Raw genomic sequence first — 23,364 nt, 5'->3', positions numbered from 1 at the left:
ATACCGTTGTTAATTAATTTAAAATGGTATACTTTTGAAATGAAATAGTGGTATACTTTTCAGTTGAAATAAACACTCCACGGCATCCCGGTGCATTTTGTACACCAGGTAGCCTGAAAACATACAGGCACAAAATGCCCCGATACTGACGCTGATACTCACCAGTCGGTTGAGCTTTAGCACCTGGAAGATATTACGGTAAGGAGAAAATTTCTTTGACATAAGACAAGGATTTATGGTTAGGAAGTAAACAGTCGCAGGGTAAACGAGGTGGCCCGTTTATAGAGTTTAAACTTTAGAAGCACTATAAAAGCTATAGATCCCGCTTCTATAAGGTTGATGATGACCTGGTTTTGGGAAGGACTGCCCAGGAGGCTTTCCCAGAACCCGCTATTGATCTCCCGATAGAGTTCGTTAATAAACACATTCACCAGGAAAAAGGCCGGCACCAGCATGTAAACCGCTATATATAAGCGAAAAAAAGAGTAGGCCATGCTACGGAAGCGTTCAAAAACCGAGAGGCTGATGATCAGCGGGAAAAACACCTGCATAATACCCAGGACAAAGAAACGTTCCGCCAGGAATAAAGGATAGATAAACAAATCCAGGATCCACAGGAATACCCCGACAATAAAGGAAAGTACTTTTACGGAATACAGGGGGGTAAAAAGCGCTTCATAAAGTGCGGTCATGGCTTTGGTCATCACATCAAAAGCGCCGGGATCCTCGGCAATCTCAAGCTCCTGCAAGCGCAGGGGCATCAGAGCCGGGGCAGTTTCCATAAAGCCGGATTCGACACTCACCAGCAACCGGTCCAGCATGCCAAGGATTTCAGGGGCGCAGAGTACCAGCAGTACCACGCTTAAATTGCGTACCAGGTCCACCGGGCGCAGTCCCCATGTAATCCCGTCCTGGTCGACCATACCTTCCTGGTATTTTTTAAGGATGTTGACCAGGAACAGCACCACGGCAAGACTTTTCATTCCAATCAGGGTATATTCCATAAAGACATTGGTCTTTACCGTCTCAAATACCGTATTTACATATTCCAGCCCGAGTTCCATTGCAAATTATTTAAAAGTTAGATACCGCCCCGGCGGGAGTTTAATTGCTCCTGCAACTGGCGAAAATCGATGATATCACGGTAGCGTCTAAGTTGGCGGTCCACCTGCAGCAGCAGCTCCCGGGATTTCTTTTCTTTTTCATTAATAATTTGTGTGCGGTCCGCATCGGTCATTTTCAAAAAATCACTGGAGAGCACCTGGTCGATAAATTCCAGGTCGCGAAGGGATAATTCGATTATGGCATCAAAGGATTCGGAGATCCGGCTGATTTCCTCCGGGTGGACATAAGGAGAATTCAGGATATCCCTTGCATCATTTTGCACCCTTTCATAAAGCCGCTGGTGGGCACGGGTAAGCTCCCGCACTGCTTTTAGCTGGCGTACCACCGCGTTTACTTTTTCTATATTTTCCTTTTGCTTCTTCAGGAATTCCACGGTCTTTAGCAGCTGCGCGGTCTGTTTTGCCGATTCGATCAGTTGCTTGGCCAGGCTGATAAAATTGGTATTATCATATACCGGCATTCCCTGGCAGGCGGCGCCTGCAGGAAGTAGTAAAACCATTGCCAAAGCAAGGCAAAGCATTTTAGTTTTGTTTTTCATCATATTAAGGTTTAGCGGATAAATACTCATTTATGGCACGTTCCATATTTCCGGTCTTGGCGTACAAAGCCATTATAGCCTCGTTTTCAGCGCCGTCAGTCAGGTATGCGGCATAGGCCTCCGGCGGTACTTCCAACCGGAAAATATTGCTCTCCTTGCCTATCTTTATAAAGACTTCCGTATACTTCCGGGGACCGGTAAGGTTATTGGTAATCGACTTTAACTGGTTCAGGTCATGGGAAGAAAGTTTTAGCCGGGCTACCAGGTCTTCATAGCCTTTTTCATTGCGCAGGCTGTAGATCACCTGGGTATTCTCAAGAATACTGGCCGCGGTGCTTCCCACCGGCAACTGGTTGATCGACTGCAGGATGATCCCTATAGCCCCGTTCTGTTTACGGATAGCCTGGTAATAAAATTCCACGCTCTCCAGCACATTAGCGAACTTTAACTGCTTGGCAAACTCATCAAAGAGGATGATGCCTCTTTCGCTGCGGTTGCTCCAGATAGATCTTTGAATTGCTGTTTTGATGAGTTTCAGCATAATCGAAAGAATCTCTTTATTATCCCGTATTTCATCAAGTTCAAAAATGATCAGGCGCTTTTCCTCCAGGCGGTATGACTGTCCCTGCTGCTCCCGGAACAAATAGCTGTACAGGCCGTTGCCCACGTACTCCGAAATGATATGCAGAAAACGGGAAAGCTCAAAATAGCCGGTATGGATTCCAAGGCGTTGCAGAAGATCTTCCTGTTCGCAATCTATAAAGCGGTAAAAACCTTCAAGGTGATGCGGGGCAGCTATCGAATCGTAATAAGCCTGTAGGAGTTTTTTCAGGGCCACGGTCTCTTCCCTGGCACCGGAGGTCCCGGAAGATAACAACTCCAGTATAAATACCGCCAGCTCTTCCAGGTGTTCCGGGGTAGGACAACATGGCTCCGGCAGGTAAAAAGGGTTAATTCCCAGGGATTTCCCCGGCTGGTAGCGCAATACCAGGTGCTCTTCCGGGTAGAGTTTGGCGAATTTCGCGTAAGAGCCACCCAGGTCAATAATCACCAGGCGAACCCCCTGTTCAAAATACTGGCGCAGGATGTTATTGGCCAGGAAAGATTTGCCTTCCCCGGTAGGCGCGAAGATGGCAAAATTACGAGCCTTTATCCTTCTCTTTTTCTCGTCCCATACATCCTTTATTACCGGGATGTTATACTGACGATCATTAAAGATCACCCCCTCCTTATCTGATCTGTAGTTCCCGCTATGCAGCCAGAGACATAAAGCGTGTTTCAGATCCGTTACATACAGGTCATCATTGGAAAAATTAGAGGTAAATCCAAAAAAGCTATTCAGAAAATAATGTTTTCGTGCTTCCGCTACCGGGGCGTATGGCCGGATGTCCAGCTGTTTACAGGTGGCTTTGATTCCGGCGGCAATGTCTTTTAACTTATGGGGATCCCGGTGCCAGTAAAGAATGCTGAGCTGCCCGCGGATGATCCGGGCCTGTTCATCATGACTGATGCTATGCAAGACAGAATTGATCTTCTCCAGCACCACCAGGTTCTGAGACCCGAAGCTGGCGCTTTTCTTCAGGGCTTCCATTCTTTTCTCCAGCTGCCTGCGCCAAAGATTCGTATCGTCCAGGATAAGCAACTGGTTGACGATATGGTTTTCATAAAGTTCCAGCCCGAACCCATCGATAAACCCCTGGTAAAAATTAAACCCATCTGAAGTAAACCTACCTGCCGGGCGGCTGGTTTGCAACTGGTCTCCAAAGGCTGTCTCATGCTGCACGGCCATGAGATCCAGGTAGTAATCTCCTATTTGGATATGCTGATCCCCCAGCAGGATATCGGTATCCACACCTTCATTAAACCCGTTAAAGTAATCATGGGAACAGGATATCACCTCCTCCTCTTTTAAAGGAATAAGCCTGAGCTTCTGACCCTGATTAAGAAAATGCACCACATCTTCTACAGCCGTCCGGAAACGCTCCAGCGCTTCATCCCCGCTCGTAACCAGGTTTTTACTTACCGCCTTAAAAGGGTTTACGAATTTTGCATGATTAAAACTTTTGTTCCCGGGCCAGCAAAAGAAAAGGTAGCACCGGTGCTCCAGGAATTCCCGGTCTTCAAAATGCCTGCGGGTGGCTTTTTCCAGGAAAAAATTTCCCGGCAATTGGCCTGCCTTGTAACCCTGCTTCCGGTAGACATCCTGTTTATGTACTATGCAACGGGAAGGAAGGCTTTTAAGGGCCTGGAACCAGGTGCTGTGTAGCGATTCAAAATCTTTTTCCGAGAGGGAATACACTTCAGGCAATTCCACGGCGTAGGCCAGGATTATATTTCCATTCGAGGCAAAAACCAGGTTATCTGAAACAGCGGCCAGCGGCGGCTGCTTATACAGGTTCATCATTTTCATCGGCAAATGGATTAACAGGTTTATTACTGATTAGCCTGGGATAAACCCTTATAAAAATCACTTTGCGGGTTAAACGGGTATAATGAAGCAGGCTAAAGTAAAGCCCGGCGTTCATTGAAATCAGGCCAAGGATCACCAGGAAATCGAAAGCAAAAATGGCGATCAAAAGGGAAAGCACCACAACGGCAATCTGCACGGCAAAAAGCAATAAGGGCAGTCCCATGATGAGCGCTTCTTTCCTGATATCCCTGTAGGCGGTATAACGTTTCATCAGACTGCCATGGTTACGAGGTAGGAAAAAATACCCACCACGGCACCGGTAATCAGGACAAATACCAGGACCCGGCTGATTCCTTTTTTGAGGTCGGTATTCTCCCCGAAAAAATGCCCGGCATTAAACAGGAAGCCTACCAGGAAAATTACTCCCAGTAGAACAGGGAAGATGGCGCGGATGGTATCGGAGATCTCCTCGACGGAAGTTTCTATACCACCGATTTGGGCAAATGCAGGTGCAGTCATTAGGAAGGCACCTGCCAAACTGAAATAGTTGATTCTTTTCATCACTTTAGATTTAAGTTAAACTGCTGATTATCTGATCCCAAATTAGAAAAAAAGACAGTTATTTAGCTGTAAATCAAAAAGTTGTGAATAATATTTTACCTGGTATCATTTGCATTGAACGCAATTCAAAATCCTGTAAATGCTATGCAACCAAATCAGAATGCTGTTGATAAATATAAAAGCAGTTTTCAGCGGAAGCGCTTAAAAAGTCAAATTATATAAAATACACAGTAAGAATTTCTTGAATTTTCAAACATGAGCAATCAAATTTTTAAAGGTATTCGACAGTAAAGGATGGAACTGAGAGTTATCGGAATAGGAAGAAATATTAGAAGATTGTATTCAAGATACTATGACATAGCTTAATAGATTTTATGTGGAGTCTGAAATCGCAAGATGGCAGATCGGGATTTTGCTGAACAACAATAATCCCAGGTATCATTTTTTTTAATTCTTTCTTCTGCTCTTTTCATTTCATTCAAATACTTGCACATGGAAGTAGTAGAATAATACAGGTGAGGAAGTAGATATCACGAAAAAATTCTAATGATTCTCCTGTTTTATAAGATTTCCCTCCAATAGAAAAATCGAGTAGCATCGGCGGAAAATATCTAAATAGAATGGCTATAAGGTGGATTTTGAACTGTTATTATGAAATTCAGGAGCCTGGGGAAGTTTCAGAAACTATGTTTTGCTCAACCGGTTTACAGATGCAAAAAAATGCAATGAATTTAGGTCCATATTGAATATAAAATACATAATTTCAAAAATTATAGATAAAAAAAATGGGTAGTAAGCTTGCAGAAAGAATATTCAATCTTTTTCTTTGTTGACCCATACTTTACAAAAAATTGGTGGCAGAATGAATTGAAAAAGAGAATCTCAATAGAATTTCCAGTTCAATTTATTTAGGTGGATATAATATTGCCGGTATGGGGGGCAAAATTATTTGGTCATCATATATAGCAACTACAGAGTATGTTAAATTTGTAACAGTTTGATCAACATTTTATTGATAGCCGCCATCTTTGGCTTCGTTTTATCGACCACATTATTTTTTAAAAAATCCACTAATACAATAGCAACTCGCATTTTAGGCAGTTTTTATTTTCTGTTATCGGTTTATGCTTTGCAAGCTTTTATCATAGATGGTGGATATTTAGAACATTTTACCTGGTTTTTCCTTTGGCCATTACTACCGTATCATCTTATTTTTATCCCGATATATTATTATTTTAAAGTCATTTTGACCGATCAGTTCAAATGGGATAAAGCTGAATTGATTTTGCTCATTCCGTTCCTTTTAGGTTTAATAGATGTTGTTTACGTTTATCTTCAACCGGTAAATTTTTATAATAATATTATTTTCCAGGCTATCGCTTCACCTGAACACAGGTTGGAAGCCGAATACTGGCTTTTAAGCCTAGATCAACACCTGCTTATGCGACACGTTTGGCAATTAGGGGTCTTGGTGGTATTAATACCACCAATTAAGAAGTTTATTAAAAAAGGAAATAATGATGAACTAAAATCTATTCTTAATAAATGGCTAATCACCTTTTGGTCAATATTGACATTAATGGCAGTTTTAGCTATTCTTTATGCTTTAGAAAAAATGTTCGATGAGAACTTGTTTCACTCCTTAATAATAATTGGAAAGGATGGCGGAATTATAACTTTCTTTCTATATATAGCACTTTTTCTTATTGGAATTATCCCGATTTACTTTCCCAGTATTTTGTACGGATACCCACAAAAGATAAAACCTTCATCAAACATCATTAAAGAAGAACAACCTGAGGAGCTTAAATTTGGTCTTGACGAGCAAGAGGTTATTTCAAAATTAGAAAGCTTAAAAGAAAGTAAATCATATCTCAATCAAAGTTTTAATCTTACGGAATGTGCAAGGGAACTGGATATGCCTTCTCATCATATTTCTTATTTTCTTAAAAGTTATTACGGGTTGAGTTTTTCTTCCTATAAGAACGACTTACGCATGGGCTATGCTAAAAGGTTGATTGAAGATGGCTACCTGCAAAATAACACTATTGAAGCTTTGGCTGGAGAATGCGGCTTCGCCAGCAGAACCTCTTTCAGTAAAGCTTTTAAAAATGCAACAGAAGTCAGCCCTAGTCAATATGCCATTGACATGAGATAAGCACTGTTTTTACCATAGTGTAATATTTACATTGCCCGTAATTATTTTCGGCATTAGATGAGTCTCCAGATTTAATACGGATACCAGGAAACCTATATACGATCTCGTTTTTTAGTCTTTATGACGTTTTTTTGTAGTTCGTGCAGAATTTTCCATAAAATAACATGCACAGTTGTGGAGTCAAAAGATCAAAGTTAAACTATAAAAAATGTGCCAGTAAGGATGAATAGTGGTGACGAGAAAAAAGAGCAACGGATAAGAATTCCTGCTCAATCAGAAATCTCCCATCAGAAAATCCTCAGCAGGTCCGGTGTTATTCATAATAATAGGTGGATTAGCCCGGTAGCTTATGCGACTGTTATACTAGTACAGGGGCTGTTCTTCATTTATGTCTCAACCTATATAAGTAATAAAGCTTTAAGAGGTTTGGGCATTATGGCAGGCATTTTGGTTATGAGGATATGTATAGAGTTTTTGATGAATAAAAAGAGTAATTTTCCGATAGATGAAGCTTTGACGCAATACAAGCAACAATTGATCAGTTACTACAGGACAATAAAATATTTGTATTTCATTATGGCTCCGTTATTGATGGCTGCCTACATCTACGGATTCACCATGCTGCTTACTATTTTCGAACAGGAGCTATTGGGGGAATTCTACACCTATGTCATTTATCTATCGTGGATTGTTTTTTTCGGATTGGCTATGCTGACTGGTGTACAATTAAGAAAGGAGCTTGAGATTTTGAAATCATTGATTGCTGATATTGAGATCTAGAGGTCAGCAATTTTCTCCTTTTTCAAAATTTGTCAAAATCAAATTTTCGAAAATTGCTGCCTTGCTTTGGGTACGAGTAATACTAAAACATAACTCATTAAAACATCTTTTGATATTGCAATCGTTCACCCAAAAATACTTACGGCACTCCAAAATCATCATTCCATTTAAGACCGGCCAGGTATCTTTATAATCTTCATCGGTATTGAACCAATCTTTTATTGACTTCTAAGATATGAATTTAAATACCGGCCTCTATTAAGATTTATTAGTTCACTTTTCATGTTTAGAAAGAATGGAAAAAGGAGATGTGAGGGAGTAAATGAATGAATGAGATAGATTATTTTAAAGCTTCCGCCCAGGGACAGCTGTCAATAGGTTGTAAAGCAATAAAGATCAGCCCTCTCAACCGGATCCCACAATTTCTAATGTCAGTATGATCTAATTCCTCTTCTTTACTAAAAACCAGGCAATTAGGAATGTATCCAAATCGAATTTGAGCACCACTACATTGGCATTTCATCCCATTATTCATACTTTTTAACGTTTTTTTGCAATATTATAACATTTCATTTAACAGAATATTCGCTCTACAGAGTAGCGGGATTATTCAAGATCATTCTTAACGTTCAACAAATTTATTTCTACATGAAGCAATATTACATTCCGAAAATTTTTATTTTTTTTATTTTATGTTTGGGGAGTACTATGGCGTTTGCGCAGACTTTTGAACAGGTTCTGCCGCCACCTCCCGCCCCACAAATTCTTCCCAACTTTAACGGAGTACAAAATAGTTCTATAGCTTTTGCCGATGTAGATGGCGATGGCGACCAGGATGTATTAATTGCAGGTGGTGCTGGGGAGATGAATTTAGATCCGATGGGTGATGGAGCTAGTGCTATCCTCTATCTCAACGATGGCTCCGGCGACTATGTCGAAGTCACAGGAACACCCTTTAAGGGAGTGCAAAATGGCTCCGTAGCTTTTGCCGATGTGGATGGTGATGGTGACCAGGATGTAATGATTACCGGTGGTTCTGGTGGTATGATGGGTATGCCGGATATGATGGAGCCCAGTGCCAACCTCTATCTCAACGATGGCTTAGGAAATTTTACAGAACTTTTAGACACTCCTTTTGAAGCTGTTCAAAATAGTTCCATAGCTTTTGCCGATATAGATAAAGATGGCGACCAGGATGTACTGATAACAGGAATCTCTGGTAATGACTGGGATGGAGGTGTTGTCAGCTCTAATCTGTACCTTAATGATGGTCATGGCAACTATACGAAAGATAACACTAATTTCTTTGAAGGAGTGCAGCGCGGCTCCATAGCTTTTGCCGATGTAGATAAAGATGGTGACCAGGATGTGCTTATTACCGGAATAGCCGGTAGTGAGGGGCAAGGAATTCCCGCCTCTGAGCTCTATCTCAACGATGGTTTCGGGAATTTTGTAGAAGATAATAATACTTCTTTCACGGGCGTGGGATTTAGTTCCATTGCTTTTGCCGATATAGATGGAGATAATGATCAAGATGTATTAATTGCAGGCAGGGATAATAATTACAATTCTATCGCCAAATTTTATAAAAATGACGGTGCCGGTCATTATTCAGAATCCACAGGAACTTTTTTTGAAGGAGTGCAAAACGGCTCTGTGGCTTTTGCTGATATTGATGGAGATAGTGACCAGGATCTTTTAATTACAGGTAGGGATAATAATTACAATTTTATCGCCAAACTTTACAAAAATGATGGCTCTGGTAATTATACGGAAGATATTAATAGTTCCTTCGCAGGAGTGGAATATAGCTCTATAGCTTTTGCTGATATAGATGGGGATAATGATCAGGATGTATTAATTACCGGCGCGGGTAGCTCCCACAATCCTATTGCTAAGCTCTATGTTAATATTGGTGCCGGTAACTTTTTAGAGCCCACAGGAACGTTCTTCACAGGAGTGGAAAGCGGTTCTATAGCTTTTGCCGATATAGATGGCGATAATGACCAGGATGTGTTGATCACAGGCAGGGATAACTCATATAATCGTTTTACCAAACTTTATAAAAATGACAGTTCCGGCAATTATTCCGAAGTCACAGATACCCCTTTCACAGCAGTGGAAAACGGTTCTATAGCTTTTACCGATGTAGATAAAGATGGAGACCAGGATGTATTGATTATTGGTCGGGATAATTCCTATAATCGCATTGCAAAACTTTATAAAAATGACGGCTCCGGAAATTACTCTGAAGTGACGGGAACGCCTTTCACAGGAGTGGAAAATGGCTCCATCGCTTTTGCCGATATAGATGGAGATGGTAATCAGGATGTCATGATCACAGGTAAGTGGGGTAACTCTTCCTTGGATGTCAGTGCCAAACTTTATAAGAACGATGGTTCCGGAAATTTTTCAGAAGTTACAGGAACTCCTTTTATGGGAGTGCAAAGTGGTTCAATTGCTTTTGCCGATGTAGACGGAGATGCAGACCAGGATGTGTTAATAACTGGTAGGGGTAGCCAGTATTCCAATATTATCGCCAAACTTTATAAGAATGACGGATCTGGTAATTATTCAGAGGTTACGGAAACTCCTTTAGTGGGAGTGCAGTATAGTTCTGTCGCTTTTGCCGATATAGATGGAGATGATGATCAGGATCTGTTAATCACAGGCAGGGGAAGTTCTATTATAACAAAACTTTATAAGAATGATGGCTCTGGTAATTTTACAGAAGTAACAAATAATTCTTTCCCAGCTGTGCAAGAAGGGTCCATTGCTTTTGCTGATGTAGATAAAGATGGTGCCCCCGATGTAGTTATTACAGGTACGGATAATGAATACAAACCCGTTTCCAAACTTTATATGAATGACAGTGCCGGTAATTTTTCGGAAGTTGGAGGCCTGCCATTCACAAATGTACAAAGGAGCTCCATCGCTTTTGCCGATATAGATGGAGACAACGATAAAGATGTACTCCTAACCGGTTATGATGGCAAGAGTCCCGTTTCTATGTTGTACAGGAATACAACTATTACCTCCACACCCCCTGTTGTAGATGAAACCGCACCGGTTGTAAAGACTTTTTCTCCAGTGCATCAAGCTACGGGTGTGCCTCTTCAACTCACTTTATCTGTCACTTTTGATGAAGCGGTAGCGCTTAATTCAAGTGGTATCCTAACATTGGAAGATACTGATGGAGTGGTGCGAACCTATGATCTTTCGGTTCAGGAAGACCGGGAAAAATTTACCATTTCTGAAGATCAATTGACCTTATCCCTAAAAATTGAGGAAGACCTTCCTGCAAATGCAACCCTTTCAGTGGGAATTAGTAGTGGTTTTGTTAAGGATGAGCATGAAAACAGTACTGAAGCAATAGATGCGAGCAGCGATGTATGGACTTTCACTACAACTAAGTTAGATCAAACCATCAATTTCCCAGAAATTTCTTCAAAGACCTATGGAGATGATAAATTTATCCTTGGAGATGAAAAAAGCGATCAGGGCCTAACGGTGACCTACACAGCTAAAGATCCGACTGTAGTCTCCATCTCTGGTAATCAGGCTACTATTCTTAAAGCGGGAGTTACACAAATCACAGCCACACAGGAAGGAGATGAGACCCATTTTGAGGCTACCCCTGTAACACAAGTTTTGACTGTGAGTGAAGTAGCAATTACCGTTACGGCAGATGCAAAGTCAAAAAAATATGGAGAGGAGGATCCTAATCTCACCTACCAAATCACATCCGGCGCTTTAATCGGAACAGATAAATTGACTGGAGGTCTCACTCGAGTTGCAGGTGAAGATGCAGGTACTTATGTTATTGAGCAAGGCATCCTTTCCTTAAGCAGCAACTATAAACTCACTTATAAAAGTGCAGATTTCACTATCAACAAAGCCGAAGCAATAATCACAGCCGATGCTGTGCAGAACTTTACTTATGACGGAACGGTTAAAAATGTTTCAGCGAAATTGAACCATTCAGAAACTGCGTTGACCTATAGTCTGAAGCAAGGTTATATCCCAGCAGGAACTTATCCAATCACCATTAATGCTGAAGAAACCGACAATTACCTGTCAGCTTCCAAAGATGTTGACCTGGTGATCGAAAAAGCCGAAATTGAAGGAGTTGTTTTTGCAGATGACAGTTTTGTCTACGACGGGACAACGCACAGCATTTTTGTGAAAAACCTTCCTGAAGGTGCTAAAGTGAAGTATGAGAACAATGACAAGACCAATGCAGGTACTTATAAAGTGACTGCCACGGTAAGTCAGGAAAACTACAATGATAAAGTATTGACTGCTAATCTTCTCATCAACAAAGCTGAAGCGGTGATCACTGCCGAAGCCGTGCAGACCTTTACTTATGATGGAATGATTAAAAATGTTTCAGCTAAGCTGAACCATTCAGAAAGTGATTTAAGCTACCGTCCGCAACAGGGATACACCGCAGCAGGAACTTATCCGGTAACAATTTCCGCAGAAGAAACCGATAATTACTTGTCGGCTTCCAAAAATGTCTCTTTGGAAATCAAAAATGCCGAAATTGAAGGATTAACTTTTGCAGACGACAGTTTCATCTATGACGGGACAACGCATAGCATTTTTGTGAAAAACCTTCCTGAAGGTGCTGCTGTAAAGTATGACAACAATGGTCAAGTTAACGCAGGAACTTATAAAGTAACCGCCACGGTAAGTCAGGAGAATTTTAATGATAAAGTACTGACTGCAGATCTTATTATAAAAAAAGCCGAAGCCGTAATCACTGCCGAAGCTGTTCAGACCTTTACTTATGACGGTACGGTAAAAAATGTTTCGGCTAAGCTGAATCATTCAGAAAGTGATTTAAGCTACAGTCCGCAACAGGGATATACCGCAGCAGGAACTTACCCGGTAACAATTTCCGCAGAAGAAACCGATAATTACTTGTCGGCTTCCAAAAATGTCTCTTTAGAAATCAAAAATGCCGAAATTGAAGGAGTTGTTTTTGAAGATGGCACTTTCACCTATGACGGGACAACGCACAGCATTTTTGTGGAAAACCTTCCGGAAGGAGCTACCGTAAAATATGCCGATAATGGGCAAAATAACGCCGGTAATTATAAAGTTAGTGCAACGGTAAGCCAGGAAAACTATAATGATAAAGTTCTGACTGCTAACCTTGTCATCAAAAAAGCTGAAGCGGTAATTACTGCCGATGCAACGCAGACCTTCACCTATGATGGTACGGTTAAAAATGTTTCAGCCGAACTAAACCATGAGGAAACTAAACTGGTTTACACTCCGGCACAAGGATTTACCAATGTAGGAACACATGATGTAACTATTTCTGCGGAAGAAACCGATAATTATTTATCGGCTTCAAAAGAAGTTTCCCTGAAAATTGAAAATGCAGAAATTACAGGAGTGGCTTTTGAAAATGAAACTTTTACTTATAATGGTGAAGTTCATAGTTTAGACGTAACAGGACTTCCTGAAGGTGCTGCTGTAAAGTATGAAAACAAGGACCAGATTAATGCGGGAACTTATAAAGTAACTGCAACGATCAGCCAGGAAAACTATAATGATAAAGTGCTGACTGCAAATCTTGTGATCAACAAAGCTGAAGCGGTAATTACTGCCGATGCAACGCAGACCTTCACCTATGATGGTACGGTTAAAAATGTTTCAGCTAAACTAAATCATGAGGAAACTGCATTGACATATTCTCCTGCACAAGGCTATACTGAAGCAGGAACTTATCCAATTGTAATTTCTGCGGAAGAAACCGATAACTATTTATCAGCTTCCAAAAATGTCTCTTTAGAAATCGAAAATGCCGAAATTGAAGGAGTTGTTTTTGAAGATGACACTTTCACCTATGACGGGACAACGCACAGCATTTTTGTGGAAAATCTTCCTGAAGGTGCTACAGTAAAATATGCCGATAATGGGCAAATTAACGCCGGTAATTATAAAGTTAGTGCAACGGTAAGCCAGGAAAACTATAATAACCTAGAGCTTAATGCAGATCTTGTCATCAAAAAAGCCGAAGCGATAATTACTGCAGATGCTACCCAGACTTTCACCTATGATGGAACGGTTCAAAATGTTTCGGCTATACTAAATCATGAGGAGGCGCAGCTGACTTTCAGTCCGCAGCAAGGATATACTGCAGCCGGTACATATCCTGTAACAATTTCCGCGGAAGAAACCGATAACTATTTGTCGGCTTCCAAAAATGTTTCGCTGGAAATCAAAAATGCCGAAATTGAAGGAGTAACTTTTATCGATGACAGTTTTGTTTATGACGGGACAACTCACACTATTTTTGTGAAAAACCTTCCTGAAGGTGCTGCCGTAAAGTATGAAAACAACGACCAGATTAATGCGGGAACTTATAAAGTGACCGCAACGGTTAGCCAGGAGAATTATAATGATGAGATACTGACTGCAAATCTTATCATCAACAAAGCCGAAGCGGTAATCACTGCCGATGCCACTCAGACCTTTACTTATGACGGAATGGTTAAAAATGTTTCAGCCGAGCTAAATCATATAGAAACCGACTTAAGCTATAGTCCGCAGCAAGGTCATACCGCAGCAGGAACTTATCCAATTGTAGTTTCTGCTGAAGAAACAGCAAATTATCTGGCTACTTCTAAAGAAGTCAGCCTGGTGATTGAAAATGCCGAAATTGAAGGAGTTGTTTTTGAAGATGACACTTTCATCTATGACGGCACCACCCACAGCATTTTTGTAAAGAACCTTCCTGAAGGAGCTTCTGTAACATATGATAATAACGGGCAAATCAATGCGGGAACTTATAAAGTGACTGCAACGGTAAGCCAGGAGAATTATAATGACCTGGAGCTTAATGCAAATCTTACTATCAAAAAAGCTGAAGCCGTAATCACTGCAGATGCCACACATACTTTCACTTATGACGGTACGGTTAAAAATGTTTCAGCAAAGCTGAATCATTCAGAGACGGCCTTGATCTATTCTCCTGCACAAGGCTATACTGAAGCAGGAACTTATCCAATTGCAATTTCTGCTGAAGAAACAGCAAATTATCTGTCTGCTTCCAAAGAAGTCAGCCTTGTGATCGAAAATGCCGATATTGAAGGAGTAACTTTTGCAGATGAAAGCTTAGTCTATGACGGGACAGCGCACGGTATTTATGTAACTGGTCTTCCTGAAGGTGCTTCTGTAACGTATGACAATAATGGCAAAATCAATGCAGGAACTTATAAAGTAACCGCCACGGTAAGTCAGGAGAATTTTAATGATAAAGTACTGACTGCAGATCTTATTATCAAAAAAGCCGAAGCCGTAATCACTGCGGAGGCTACCCAGACTTTCACTTATGACGGTACGGTAAAAAATGTTTCGGCTAAGCTGAATCATTCAGAAACTGTGTTGAGCTATAGTCCGCAGCAAGGTTATACCGCAGCAGGAACTTACCCTGTAACAATTTCCGCGGAAGAAACAGAGAACTATTTGTCGGCTTCCAAAAATGTTTCGCTGGAAATCGAAAATGCCGAAATTGAAGGAGTGACTTTTGCCGATGCCAGTTTTGTCTATGATAATACAACGCATAGCATTTTTGTGGAAAATCTTCCAGAAGGAGCAACCGTAAAATATGCCGATAATGAGCAAATTAATGCAGGTACTTATAAAGTGACTGCAACGGTAAGCCAGGAAAACTATAATGATAAAGTACTGACTGCTGATCTTACCATCAACAAAGCCGAAGCGGTGATCACTGCCGAAGCTGTTCAGACCTTTACCTACGATGGAACGATTAAAAATGTTTCAGCTAAACTGAACCATGAGGAATCTGCATTGACCTATGCTCCTGCACAAGGGTTTACCAACGCAGGAATATATGAGGTCAAAATTTCTTCCGAAGAAACAGAGAACTACCTGTCCGCTTCAAAAGAAGTTTCCCTGGTAATCGAGCCGATAGAAATTGAAGGGCTAAGTTTTGAGGGTGCTACTTTTACTTACGATGGCCAGCCACACAGCCTTATTGTAACCGGCCTGCCTGAAGGTGCAACCGTAAGCTACAGCAACAATGGGAAAACAAATGCGGGAACTTATACGGTTACCGCTATCGTCAGCCTGGAGAATTATTCCGATAAAGTGCTTACTGCAGAGCTGATTATCAACAAAGCTCCGCAGAGTATCACTTTTGAGGAGCTTTCGGATAGAAATGTTATTGATGATAACTTTGTGCTGCAAGCCACTTCCTCTTCCGGATTGCCGGTGACCTATTCTTACACTTCTGAGGATGACGAACCTGCAGCTACGGTAAGCGAGCGTGGATTTGTAAGACTTCTTGCGGCAGGTCAAATAAGTATTACCGCCATGCAGGAAGGAAATCAGAATTATGAAGCTGCAACTCCTGTTATCAGGACACTGAACATCCTAAACAGTACTGCAAGGCTGGACAAGGTGGTGATCAACGGTACCTCCTACTCCAATCCTTCCGCAGAAATCTATTACCTGATTGGCTGTGGCAGTGGTGAAGACCAGGTGCAGATCCAGCTGGAACCAAACAGGGGTTCTTCCGCAGATCATGCAGCAATGTTTACGATCGAAACACCTGTTCCCGGGATTTACGATGAAACCATAATGGTGACTTCAGGAGATGGAAATGCCAGCAGGACCTACCATATCAAAGTTGAAAAAACCTTTAATTTTGAGGATATCGTGGTGCAGAAGTTCAATAATGTATTGCTGGTAAACAACAATCCCGCAACCAACGGGGGGTATAAGTTTGAAAGCTTTAGATGGTACAAAAACGGAGCCCTTATCGGAACCGGGCAGTATTTCTCTGAAGGTGATAATTTAAGTGATCAATTAGATACCGAGAGCAGTTACTATGTGGAAATGACTACAGAAGACGGAGAAATATTAAGAACCTGTGATACCACGGTTCAACTTAGAAGTTCCTTCAACGTGATGCTGTCTCCAAACCCGGTAAATGCCGGAGAATCTTTAGAGTTGTTTGCCGATTTCCCAAAAGAAGAACTGGCTACCATGCAGCTTTCCATACATAACCTGAATGGAGCACTTCTAAAAAGGATGAGTTCCAACAGGAAAACAACCACCATCGAATTGCCATATAATATTCAGGTAGGCGTTTATATCCTTAGCATAAAAACAAGCAAACGCAATAAATCCCTAAAATTTATTGTTCGCTAATGGAACGATTGCATTAATCCTAAATCATCAAATAAAATCTAATGAAATTCAATTATAAAAATACTTACCGAGGCAAATCAATTTTGAAGCTGTTACTGCCTATGCTGGTTTGCGCTGCCATGGGGAACTCCTATGGCCAGTCTAAAAATGAAGTGTCTTTTTACCTGGAGGGGGCATTTTCAAAACTTGATTATGAAGTGCTGCAGGATAAAAATGACATAGAAAACGGCTTTGGTTTTGGAGCAGGTTATTCCTATTATCTTTCTGAAAACTGGAGCATCGGCACAGGTGTCGGGCTTCAGTACATAGAAGGTTCGGCTTACCTTTCCTCTTTAGAAGATACTTATACCACGGTAGATTCAGAAGGAGAGGAATTTGAGTTTAGGTACCGCGTGGAAAATTTCGGGGAAAACCAGTACGCGTATTTCCTGAATGTGCCTTTAAAAGTTCAGTTTGAAACCGGGGACATTGCCCGGTTTTATGCCGCGGCAGGTGCAAAGATAGGTTTTGTGCTTAAATCGGAATATGAAACAGAGGCTTCTTCGCTGACCACCAGCGGGTATTATGAGCAGTATGATGCGGAGCTCCGCGAGCCGATGTTCGCCGGGTTCGGGGATTTTGGGGCTCTTAATACTTCAAAGTCTGACCTTGGGCTTCAAACCAATTTGATCCTTAACCTGGAAACAGGGGTGAAATTCATGCTGGAAAATGACCAGGCGCTCTACATGGGCGTGTTTGTAGACTATGGGTTAAAGGACATAAAGCCTGAAAAAGACGGGCTAGACATTATTGCTTATAATGCCGAAGATCCCATGAACTTTACAAATAACAGCCTGCTTACTTCAGCAAGTAATACAGCATCCACGGCATATGTAGATGAAGTAAAAACCCTGGCTTTCGGACTTAAAATCAGGTACGGCTTCCGGTTCTAAACTGGGGAAATAATTTTAAACTAAATCAGCCTCTTCAGTTATGAAGGGGCTTTTTTATGGAATAGGCTAACAGAAATTAAAAAAGGGTGGCATTCCCCAACTGCCACCCTTTAAGGTCATTTTAGATAGACTAATTAAATTCTGCGGCAAAACTAAACTTTAAAGGGATAGCAAAACAGGGGGAAAATCCCCCTTTTCATCAATAAGATTTAATTCCCTTTAAAAACAGCTGCCGGTAAAAATTCTACTATTAACAAGCCATTCTTCTCTATTATCTGGTGCACCTGGAAAATCCTTATATCCTGAGGGCTGCATGAACAGTAAATTCTGTAGCCAAAAAATACATATTGAAAATCATATTCTTTTATCTACAGCCTGTTTTGGAAAGCCAACCAGGTTAAATAATTCCCGCATCCTGCTGCGCACCCTTTCGCCATAACGCTCTTCCAGTTCTTTTGCATTAAGGTTGGTAGTCGCATGTGTCTTAATTCTTCCTTTACTGGCCAGGTACAATTCATAGCGTGAAAGAAGTACCTCCCCAAGCACATTACAATCTTTGCCGTAATGGCTGCCGATGGGTTCCGCGCCCAGATCGTCAAAACAGAAATATCCACTATTGCCATAATCTTCAATGGTTTTATATCCGATATGGTTAAAACTGAACACCACGTTTCGGCTGGGAATCATTTCATAGTGGCGCCTGTCGGGAAACAGGTGAGGCAGGAGTTTCATCAGGCTAGTTTTTCCGCAGCCTACCGGACCGTTTATCAACAGTCCTTTTTCCGGGTCGATTCCATATTTTTTGCAGGTATGGGCATCACGGATCTTATAAGCACAAAGCTTGCGCAAAACAGGCCGATCCGCTTTATATATTTTAAAATGATTCCCAAATAATAATTTGCCCTTGGCATCAAGGTAGATCAGGATTCTGTTAAAATCGTAGTGGACGGTAGTACCATCAAAGTCACCCAGGGAATATTCCACTCCACCTTCAATTATTTTAGAGGGGTTCGTCATAATTTTTGTTTTTTGTAGTTCTAAGGTGATCCCAATGGGATCTACTACTTGTCCCCCAGCGGGACACTTGTTCATTCTTTCTCCTGTTTTGAAGATTGAGAATCCATTTTTCAGCGGCACTGTACCAGTCCAGAATTTCACTTCCATTACCCATCTTCCATCCAACGGCCTGGTAGTGATTAAAAAAAGTTAGTGCTTCCTGTTTTTCGCAGGAACGATTTTTAAAAAATTCAATAACTTCTTTTTGATGTGCGGGCCGTTTACCCTTAATAAAGTTTTCCTGTTTAGTATTGTTTATAGAAGGTACCACCAGCTGTCTTTCCCTGGGACGGTAGCTGTCCGCAGGTTGTCCCTCTATGGGATTCCTGCATACCTCAAGCTGTCCTGCTCCGGGACGGTAGTGCCACCCAACCGGTTCATCAGCTGTCTCAAATATGGTCATCCTGATCTTACTTCCCTTAAAGGGATTATTGGAAGGAAAATAGGCAAGGTATTTCCACTGGTCAAGATCCCTCACACACCGGTGATAACTGGTTTTAGAACCAATCTTCGCCGCATTCATCATTTCCCTGCGGTTAATAAAAAACGTATCGGCAAAACGGCTGCTGTTCCATTCCTGGAACAGCGCCATATAAAGGCTGATATGATTAGGATTCAAGCGATCATCTGAATAAAATAGCTCGAAGGCGGCATTAAGCTGACGGATATAATTCATTTGCGAAAACCTGAATTGTGGTGGGTGCGGTGTTGGTCCATGGCTTTTTGAACATCAGCAGCCTCGTAATAGATAATACCGCCAATTTTAGTATAAGGCAGGGTGCCGTTGGTACGTAAGTTTTGAAGGGTACCGGGACTGATCTGCAGAAACTCCATCACATCCGAAGATTTAAAATATTGTTTTAAGGTTCCGGAGGATTGTTGGTCCAATAAACTTTTAATTTCTTCGAGCAGTTCCGTTTTAAACTCCCGAAGATCATCCGTGGTGATAATACTTGCTGGCATAAGACTTTGTTTTAAATAATCCCACCACTTCCTGAATCCGATCTTCATTTGAAAGCGGCGGGATTGGGTTGATTTGACTTTCATTTTCATTACAAAGCTGTAAAGGATCTGGAAGAATTTTTCCCAATGAACTTCGTAGTCATGAGAAAATTTAACATTCTATATTTTTAAGTATATTTGGTGGAAAATGAAAGGGTATGATATCCCTGTAAAGGTGAAAATGAGAAACTTTTACAAAGCGTATGGGGAATTTAGTTTTTCGTAGTTACGAAGAGGTTACGAAAAAATCAGAGGGAGTCATCAGCATTGATTTTTTGCTGTAGTATTATGCTTAATTCTTCAAGAAACTTTGTTTTACTTCCCTTTCTTGCTTTGATCTCGGAATATATTTTATAAACATTATCCAGTTTAATATTGAAGAAATCCTCAAAGCAGGAGGTTACGGTGGCAAGGTCTACGGCACCATGATTTATATTACCGCTTGCATATAATGCATAAATTAGTTCAACAAGGGCGGTTTTTGCTCCCGACCAAAGAATGACTTTATGTTGCTTTGGAGCATAAAGGGCAATATTGCCTGTTTGTAATCGCTGTAAGTTTTCCCGGATATAATGAATATACCGGTAGAGTGCCTGCACCATGGCCCAGGTCATATCGTGGGAAGTACTAAATTCCGGATACTGGTAGTAGTTTATAGTGGGCACAAAAGGAAAATCGTTGCGGAACCTACGTGTGAAATACTGGTGATCAAGGTAATTATAATCCTGCTCCATATAGTTCACAAAATCATTATTCTGGGTAAAGAATTTATTGATCTTTTTTATTTCCTTCTCCAGGAACCTCACCTTAAAATTATTCCCAGCCTTGGGAATAGAGAGCTCACAGCTCCTTACCTCGGTGAAATAGATAAGGTAACTCATCGGGTATGGCTTGATGTTTCTGAAAAAATCTATCTCAGCGGTTTTATCTTCAAAATCCTCTTTCTCAACAATATTTTGAAGGGTGGAAAGGGTTTTATTGCACAAGGGAATCCCCTTCTCCGCTTTTTTCAGGTGAGTTTCGGCAGATTTTAAAATTCCATCAAGCTGTTCTGTAAATATTGATATTGTTTCCTCAAACATCAGGTTAGATTTTATAGAAAACAAGTAAAACCGTTGCTGGGCTATCTTCAATTTTCCTTTTTTAGAGTTTGCAGGGTCTTTATGTGAGCAGCGGCATTAATCATTTCGTAACCAATCCAGCGCTTCCATGGCAAAATTATCCCGGGCCTGGATGTAGCAACATTTTGGTATAACGCTGGCCCCTACTTTCCGTTTTTCAAAACCGGCGGTTAATCCAAAATCAATTCTTTTGCTTCCAATTTGCTTTGCCCTCACTATGGTCTGGTATAATAGCTGTCGGTACACGTTATATTCCCTGGAAAATTCATAATCCATACCTACAACTGCCGGCGTATATATGTTAGCTGAGTTTTTATAGCAAAACATTACTCCGACAAGAGGCATACCCTGTTCTTTTAGATACACCAATATAAATTCCCATTGCGGGGATATATTCATGTGCTGAAACAGGGAGTAAGGATAATCGAAGGTATTAAGTCCCAAATTATTTTTCTTCACTGCTAAATACAGTTCATAACACTTTTCCAATTCCTTTACGGTTAATTCCTGACTCGTCTTTACTTCCAAATCATTTGCAAAAGCTTCAATTTCCTTCCTAAAATGTTTCCTGGAACTCCTGCTTAAACTATTCACATATTCTGCCTGGTTCTCCCAGTTGAAATCGGTATAAACTGCAGCCTCTGGCATGGCAACCTGGACAAACCCCTTGTTATGAAGAAAAGTTTTTATCCCTAAATTACTGGTCTCAAAGTCGCGAAGGATTAGATATTGAGGTTGCAATTTTTTCTCCAGTACTTCTAAACGCTCCAATAACAGATTAAATGCTTCCTGCCAGTTTGGGTTTTCCTGGCATAAATATAAATGCTCCCCTTCTGTGATCATAGATCCCATACATAAACAGGAACTGGTATGATAATAAGGTTTTACCTCCCTTTCTTTTTCCAGTTTTAAAGAAACAGATCTTGGAGCAAGCATATCCTCCTTCCATAAACCAAACGAAAAAAAGGTCGCCAAAATACATCTGTCATTCTCATCTTTTACCAGGTAGTAGAAGAATTGGTAATTATGTTCAGGTAACTCATTTGACTTAAATATTCTTTCCAAAGATTTCAGACCTTCCCAGTCATAAAAGCCATGGCTTCCAACTGTTCCATTCCAAAGATCAGGATTCACCTGGTTGATAGAATCATAAGTTTCAATGGATAAATTGGATGTAGATATACCGCTCCCGGTTATCTTCTTAGCTGATTTTCCAAAGGCGAAAAGGACACGCTCTAAACTGGTGTGGGTATCTTCCAGGGCCTTAGGAAAATTATCTACAATAGCATCCACTAGCCCTTTTATTTCTTCTTTTTCATTACTCCGGGAAACCGTAATCCGCAGGCCCGTATTTTTAACCGGAACTGCGGGAAAAATCCCGGTATTCACATAGTATCCTGCTCTTATAAGACGGTTTACCAGGTTAAAACCTGTTTCCGGCATACCTGCCCCTACATAAAATATCGGGGAATCATTATCCGTAATTAAAGGAAGATCTGTTTCATGTAAACACTGGTTGAAGTAGGATATTCTGTCGAAAAGCTCCTCCTGCATACTATATATTTCATCACTTAAATGAATTTTCGCGGAAGCAATAGCTGCCCCTACCGCAGCGGGTTCTAGCTGAACTGAAAATGTTAATGGCCCACCAAAATTTTTGATCCTCTGGTGTATCTTTTTATCGTTACAAACCATCACAGCCCCACTGGCACCAAATGTTTTACTCAACGTACCAAAAAGAATCACCCTGTCCGGCAATGCCTTTAAAACACTCATAACATATCCGCTACCGTTTTTACCTTTCCAGCTCATCCCGTGCACATCATCAAAATAGATGTGAAGCTGAGGATATTTTTGAGAGAGCTGCATCAATTCTTCAATAGGGGCATAATCCCCGTACATGGAATACATCCCATCGGCCATGTACCAAATCTTGTTGCATTTTGATTGCAACTTCCTGATTTTATCCTCCAGCATCTCAAGATTATTATGCCGGATCATCTCTACCGGTACCGAGCGCAGCTTCAAGGGATTTACAGCACTTTGCACACTCCAGTGCACCTGGTGGTCCAGGATAACGCCGTCACCATCATCTACCACAGAAGGCACAACTCCTAAATGACCAAGGGTACTATTTTTGGTAATAACCACAGGGCTTCCGTAAATTTGGTACATCAGGGCTTCCAGTTCCGCATATAAAGGATGGGATACATAGGATTTGGAGAGAGGAAACTGGGTCCCGTAAGCTTCTATAGCTTTAGTAGCACCTTCTTTTAGCCGATGATCCTGTTCGAGACCCAGATACCCGGTAGTGCCAAAGTGAAAAAGTTTTTTTCCTTTGATCCGGATTTCCCTGCCATTGAAGTATTCTCCTTCTGCATATAAATGTAATGCACCGGAATCTTTAGCATTTGTCATTACCGACACTACGGTATCCAATAAATTGTTGTGTCTGATTTTTGCCATAACCTCAGGTTTTTTTTATCTCT

The 23,364-nt window shown here is 41.1% G+C and carries 15 protein-coding genes; 4 read left to right on the top strand and 11 right to left on the bottom strand.

Going from position 1 to position 23,364, the window contains the following annotated elements; genetic code table 11:
- Positions 1-18 precede the first annotated feature (18 nt).
- Genes AB8M93_RS15980 through AB8M93_RS15955 form a run of 6 tightly spaced genes read right to left on the bottom strand, consistent with a single transcriptional unit; the run spans position 19 to position 4,634 of the window.
- Positions 19-222 (bottom strand): hypothetical protein, encoded by a 204-nt coding sequence (locus AB8M93_RS15980; protein WP_373059508.1) that lies wholly within the window; start codon positions 220-222, stop codon positions 19-21.
- 17 nt (positions 223-239) lie between these two features.
- Positions 240-1,064: a hypothetical protein gene (locus tag AB8M93_RS15975; RefSeq protein WP_373059506.1), complete on the bottom strand. Its 825-nt coding sequence runs from the start codon at positions 1,062-1,064 to the stop codon at positions 240-242.
- Between the two features lie 17 nt (positions 1,065-1,081).
- Positions 1,082-1,663, bottom strand: coding sequence for a conjugal transfer protein (locus tag AB8M93_RS15970; RefSeq protein WP_373059512.1), 582 nt, complete (start codon positions 1,661-1,663; stop codon positions 1,082-1,084).
- Positions 1,664-1,667: 4 nt separating this feature from the next.
- Entirely contained in the window at positions 1,668-4,073 is a 2,406-nt protein-coding gene (locus tag AB8M93_RS15965) for a TraG family conjugative transposon ATPase (protein WP_373059504.1), read from the bottom strand.
- Entirely contained in the window at positions 4,051-4,344 is a 294-nt protein-coding gene (locus tag AB8M93_RS15960; RefSeq protein WP_373059502.1) for a hypothetical protein, read from the bottom strand. Before AB8M93_RS15960 ends, AB8M93_RS15965 begins: the two co-directional genes overlap by 23 nt.
- Positions 4,344-4,634 (bottom strand): hypothetical protein, encoded by a 291-nt coding sequence (locus AB8M93_RS15955; RefSeq protein ID WP_311533874.1) that lies wholly within the window; start codon positions 4,632-4,634, stop codon positions 4,344-4,346. The genes AB8M93_RS15960 and AB8M93_RS15955 overlap by 1 nt, the downstream gene beginning before the upstream one ends.
- 997 nt (positions 4,635-5,631) lie before the next feature.
- On the opposite strand from AB8M93_RS15955, the gene AB8M93_RS15950 reads away from it, so the two are divergent.
- The 4 genes from AB8M93_RS15950 (at position 5,632) to AB8M93_RS15935 (ending at position 17,696) form a co-directional block, all read left to right on the top strand.
- Entirely contained in the window at positions 5,632-6,792 is a 1,161-nt protein-coding gene (locus tag AB8M93_RS15950; RefSeq protein WP_373059500.1) for a helix-turn-helix transcriptional regulator, read from the top strand.
- Between the two features lie 222 nt (positions 6,793-7,014).
- Positions 7,015-7,572, top strand: coding sequence for a hypothetical protein (locus AB8M93_RS15945; RefSeq protein ID WP_373059498.1), 558 nt, complete (start codon positions 7,015-7,017; stop codon positions 7,570-7,572).
- Positions 7,573-8,220: 648 nt separating this feature from the next.
- Positions 8,221-16,764: an FG-GAP-like repeat-containing protein gene (locus tag AB8M93_RS15940; protein ID WP_373059496.1), complete on the top strand. Its 8,544-nt coding sequence runs from the start codon at positions 8,221-8,223 to the stop codon at positions 16,762-16,764.
- Between the two features lie 41 nt (positions 16,765-16,805).
- Complete coding sequence (locus tag AB8M93_RS15935; protein ID WP_373059494.1) at positions 16,806-17,696, top strand: outer membrane beta-barrel protein; 891 nt, start codon at positions 16,806-16,808, stop codon at positions 17,694-17,696.
- A 354-nt stretch (positions 17,697-18,050) separates the two neighbouring features.
- Here the strand turns inward: AB8M93_RS15935 and AB8M93_RS15930 are convergent, their stop codons facing one another.
- The 5 genes from AB8M93_RS15930 to AB8M93_RS15910 form a co-directional block, all read right to left on the bottom strand.
- Positions 18,051-18,713, bottom strand: coding sequence for a P-loop NTPase family protein (locus tag AB8M93_RS15930; protein WP_373059492.1), 663 nt, complete (start codon positions 18,711-18,713; stop codon positions 18,051-18,053).
- Positions 18,697-19,428: a hypothetical protein gene (locus AB8M93_RS15925; RefSeq protein ID WP_373059490.1), complete on the bottom strand. Its 732-nt coding sequence runs from the start codon at positions 19,426-19,428 to the stop codon at positions 18,697-18,699. The genes AB8M93_RS15930 and AB8M93_RS15925 overlap by 17 nt, the downstream gene beginning before the upstream one ends.
- On the bottom strand, positions 19,425-19,715 hold the full coding sequence (locus tag AB8M93_RS15920) for a helix-turn-helix domain-containing protein (protein WP_373059488.1): 291 nt from the start codon (positions 19,713-19,715) through the stop codon (positions 19,425-19,427). The genes AB8M93_RS15925 and AB8M93_RS15920 overlap by 4 nt, the downstream gene beginning before the upstream one ends.
- Before the next feature lie 287 nt (positions 19,716-20,002).
- The gene (locus tag AB8M93_RS15915; protein WP_373059486.1) at positions 20,003-20,836 is read right to left on the bottom strand and encodes an RteC domain-containing protein; all 834 of its coding nucleotides are present in this window, start codon (positions 20,834-20,836) and stop codon (positions 20,003-20,005) included.
- A gap of 96 nt (positions 20,837-20,932) precedes the next feature.
- The gene (locus AB8M93_RS15910; protein ID WP_373059484.1) at positions 20,933-23,341 is read right to left on the bottom strand and encodes an aminotransferase class I/II-fold pyridoxal phosphate-dependent enzyme; all 2,409 of its coding nucleotides are present in this window, start codon (positions 23,339-23,341) and stop codon (positions 20,933-20,935) included.
- Positions 23,342-23,364 lie beyond the last annotated feature (23 nt).

Origin of the sequence: Autumnicola aciditolerans, from assembly GCF_041679265.1 — a bacterium.
Taxonomy (GTDB): domain Bacteria; phylum Bacteroidota; class Bacteroidia; order Flavobacteriales; family Flavobacteriaceae; genus Autumnicola.
Note: the sequence above shows the minus strand (reverse complement) of the source record. Positions and strands in the feature narration are given on the sequence as shown.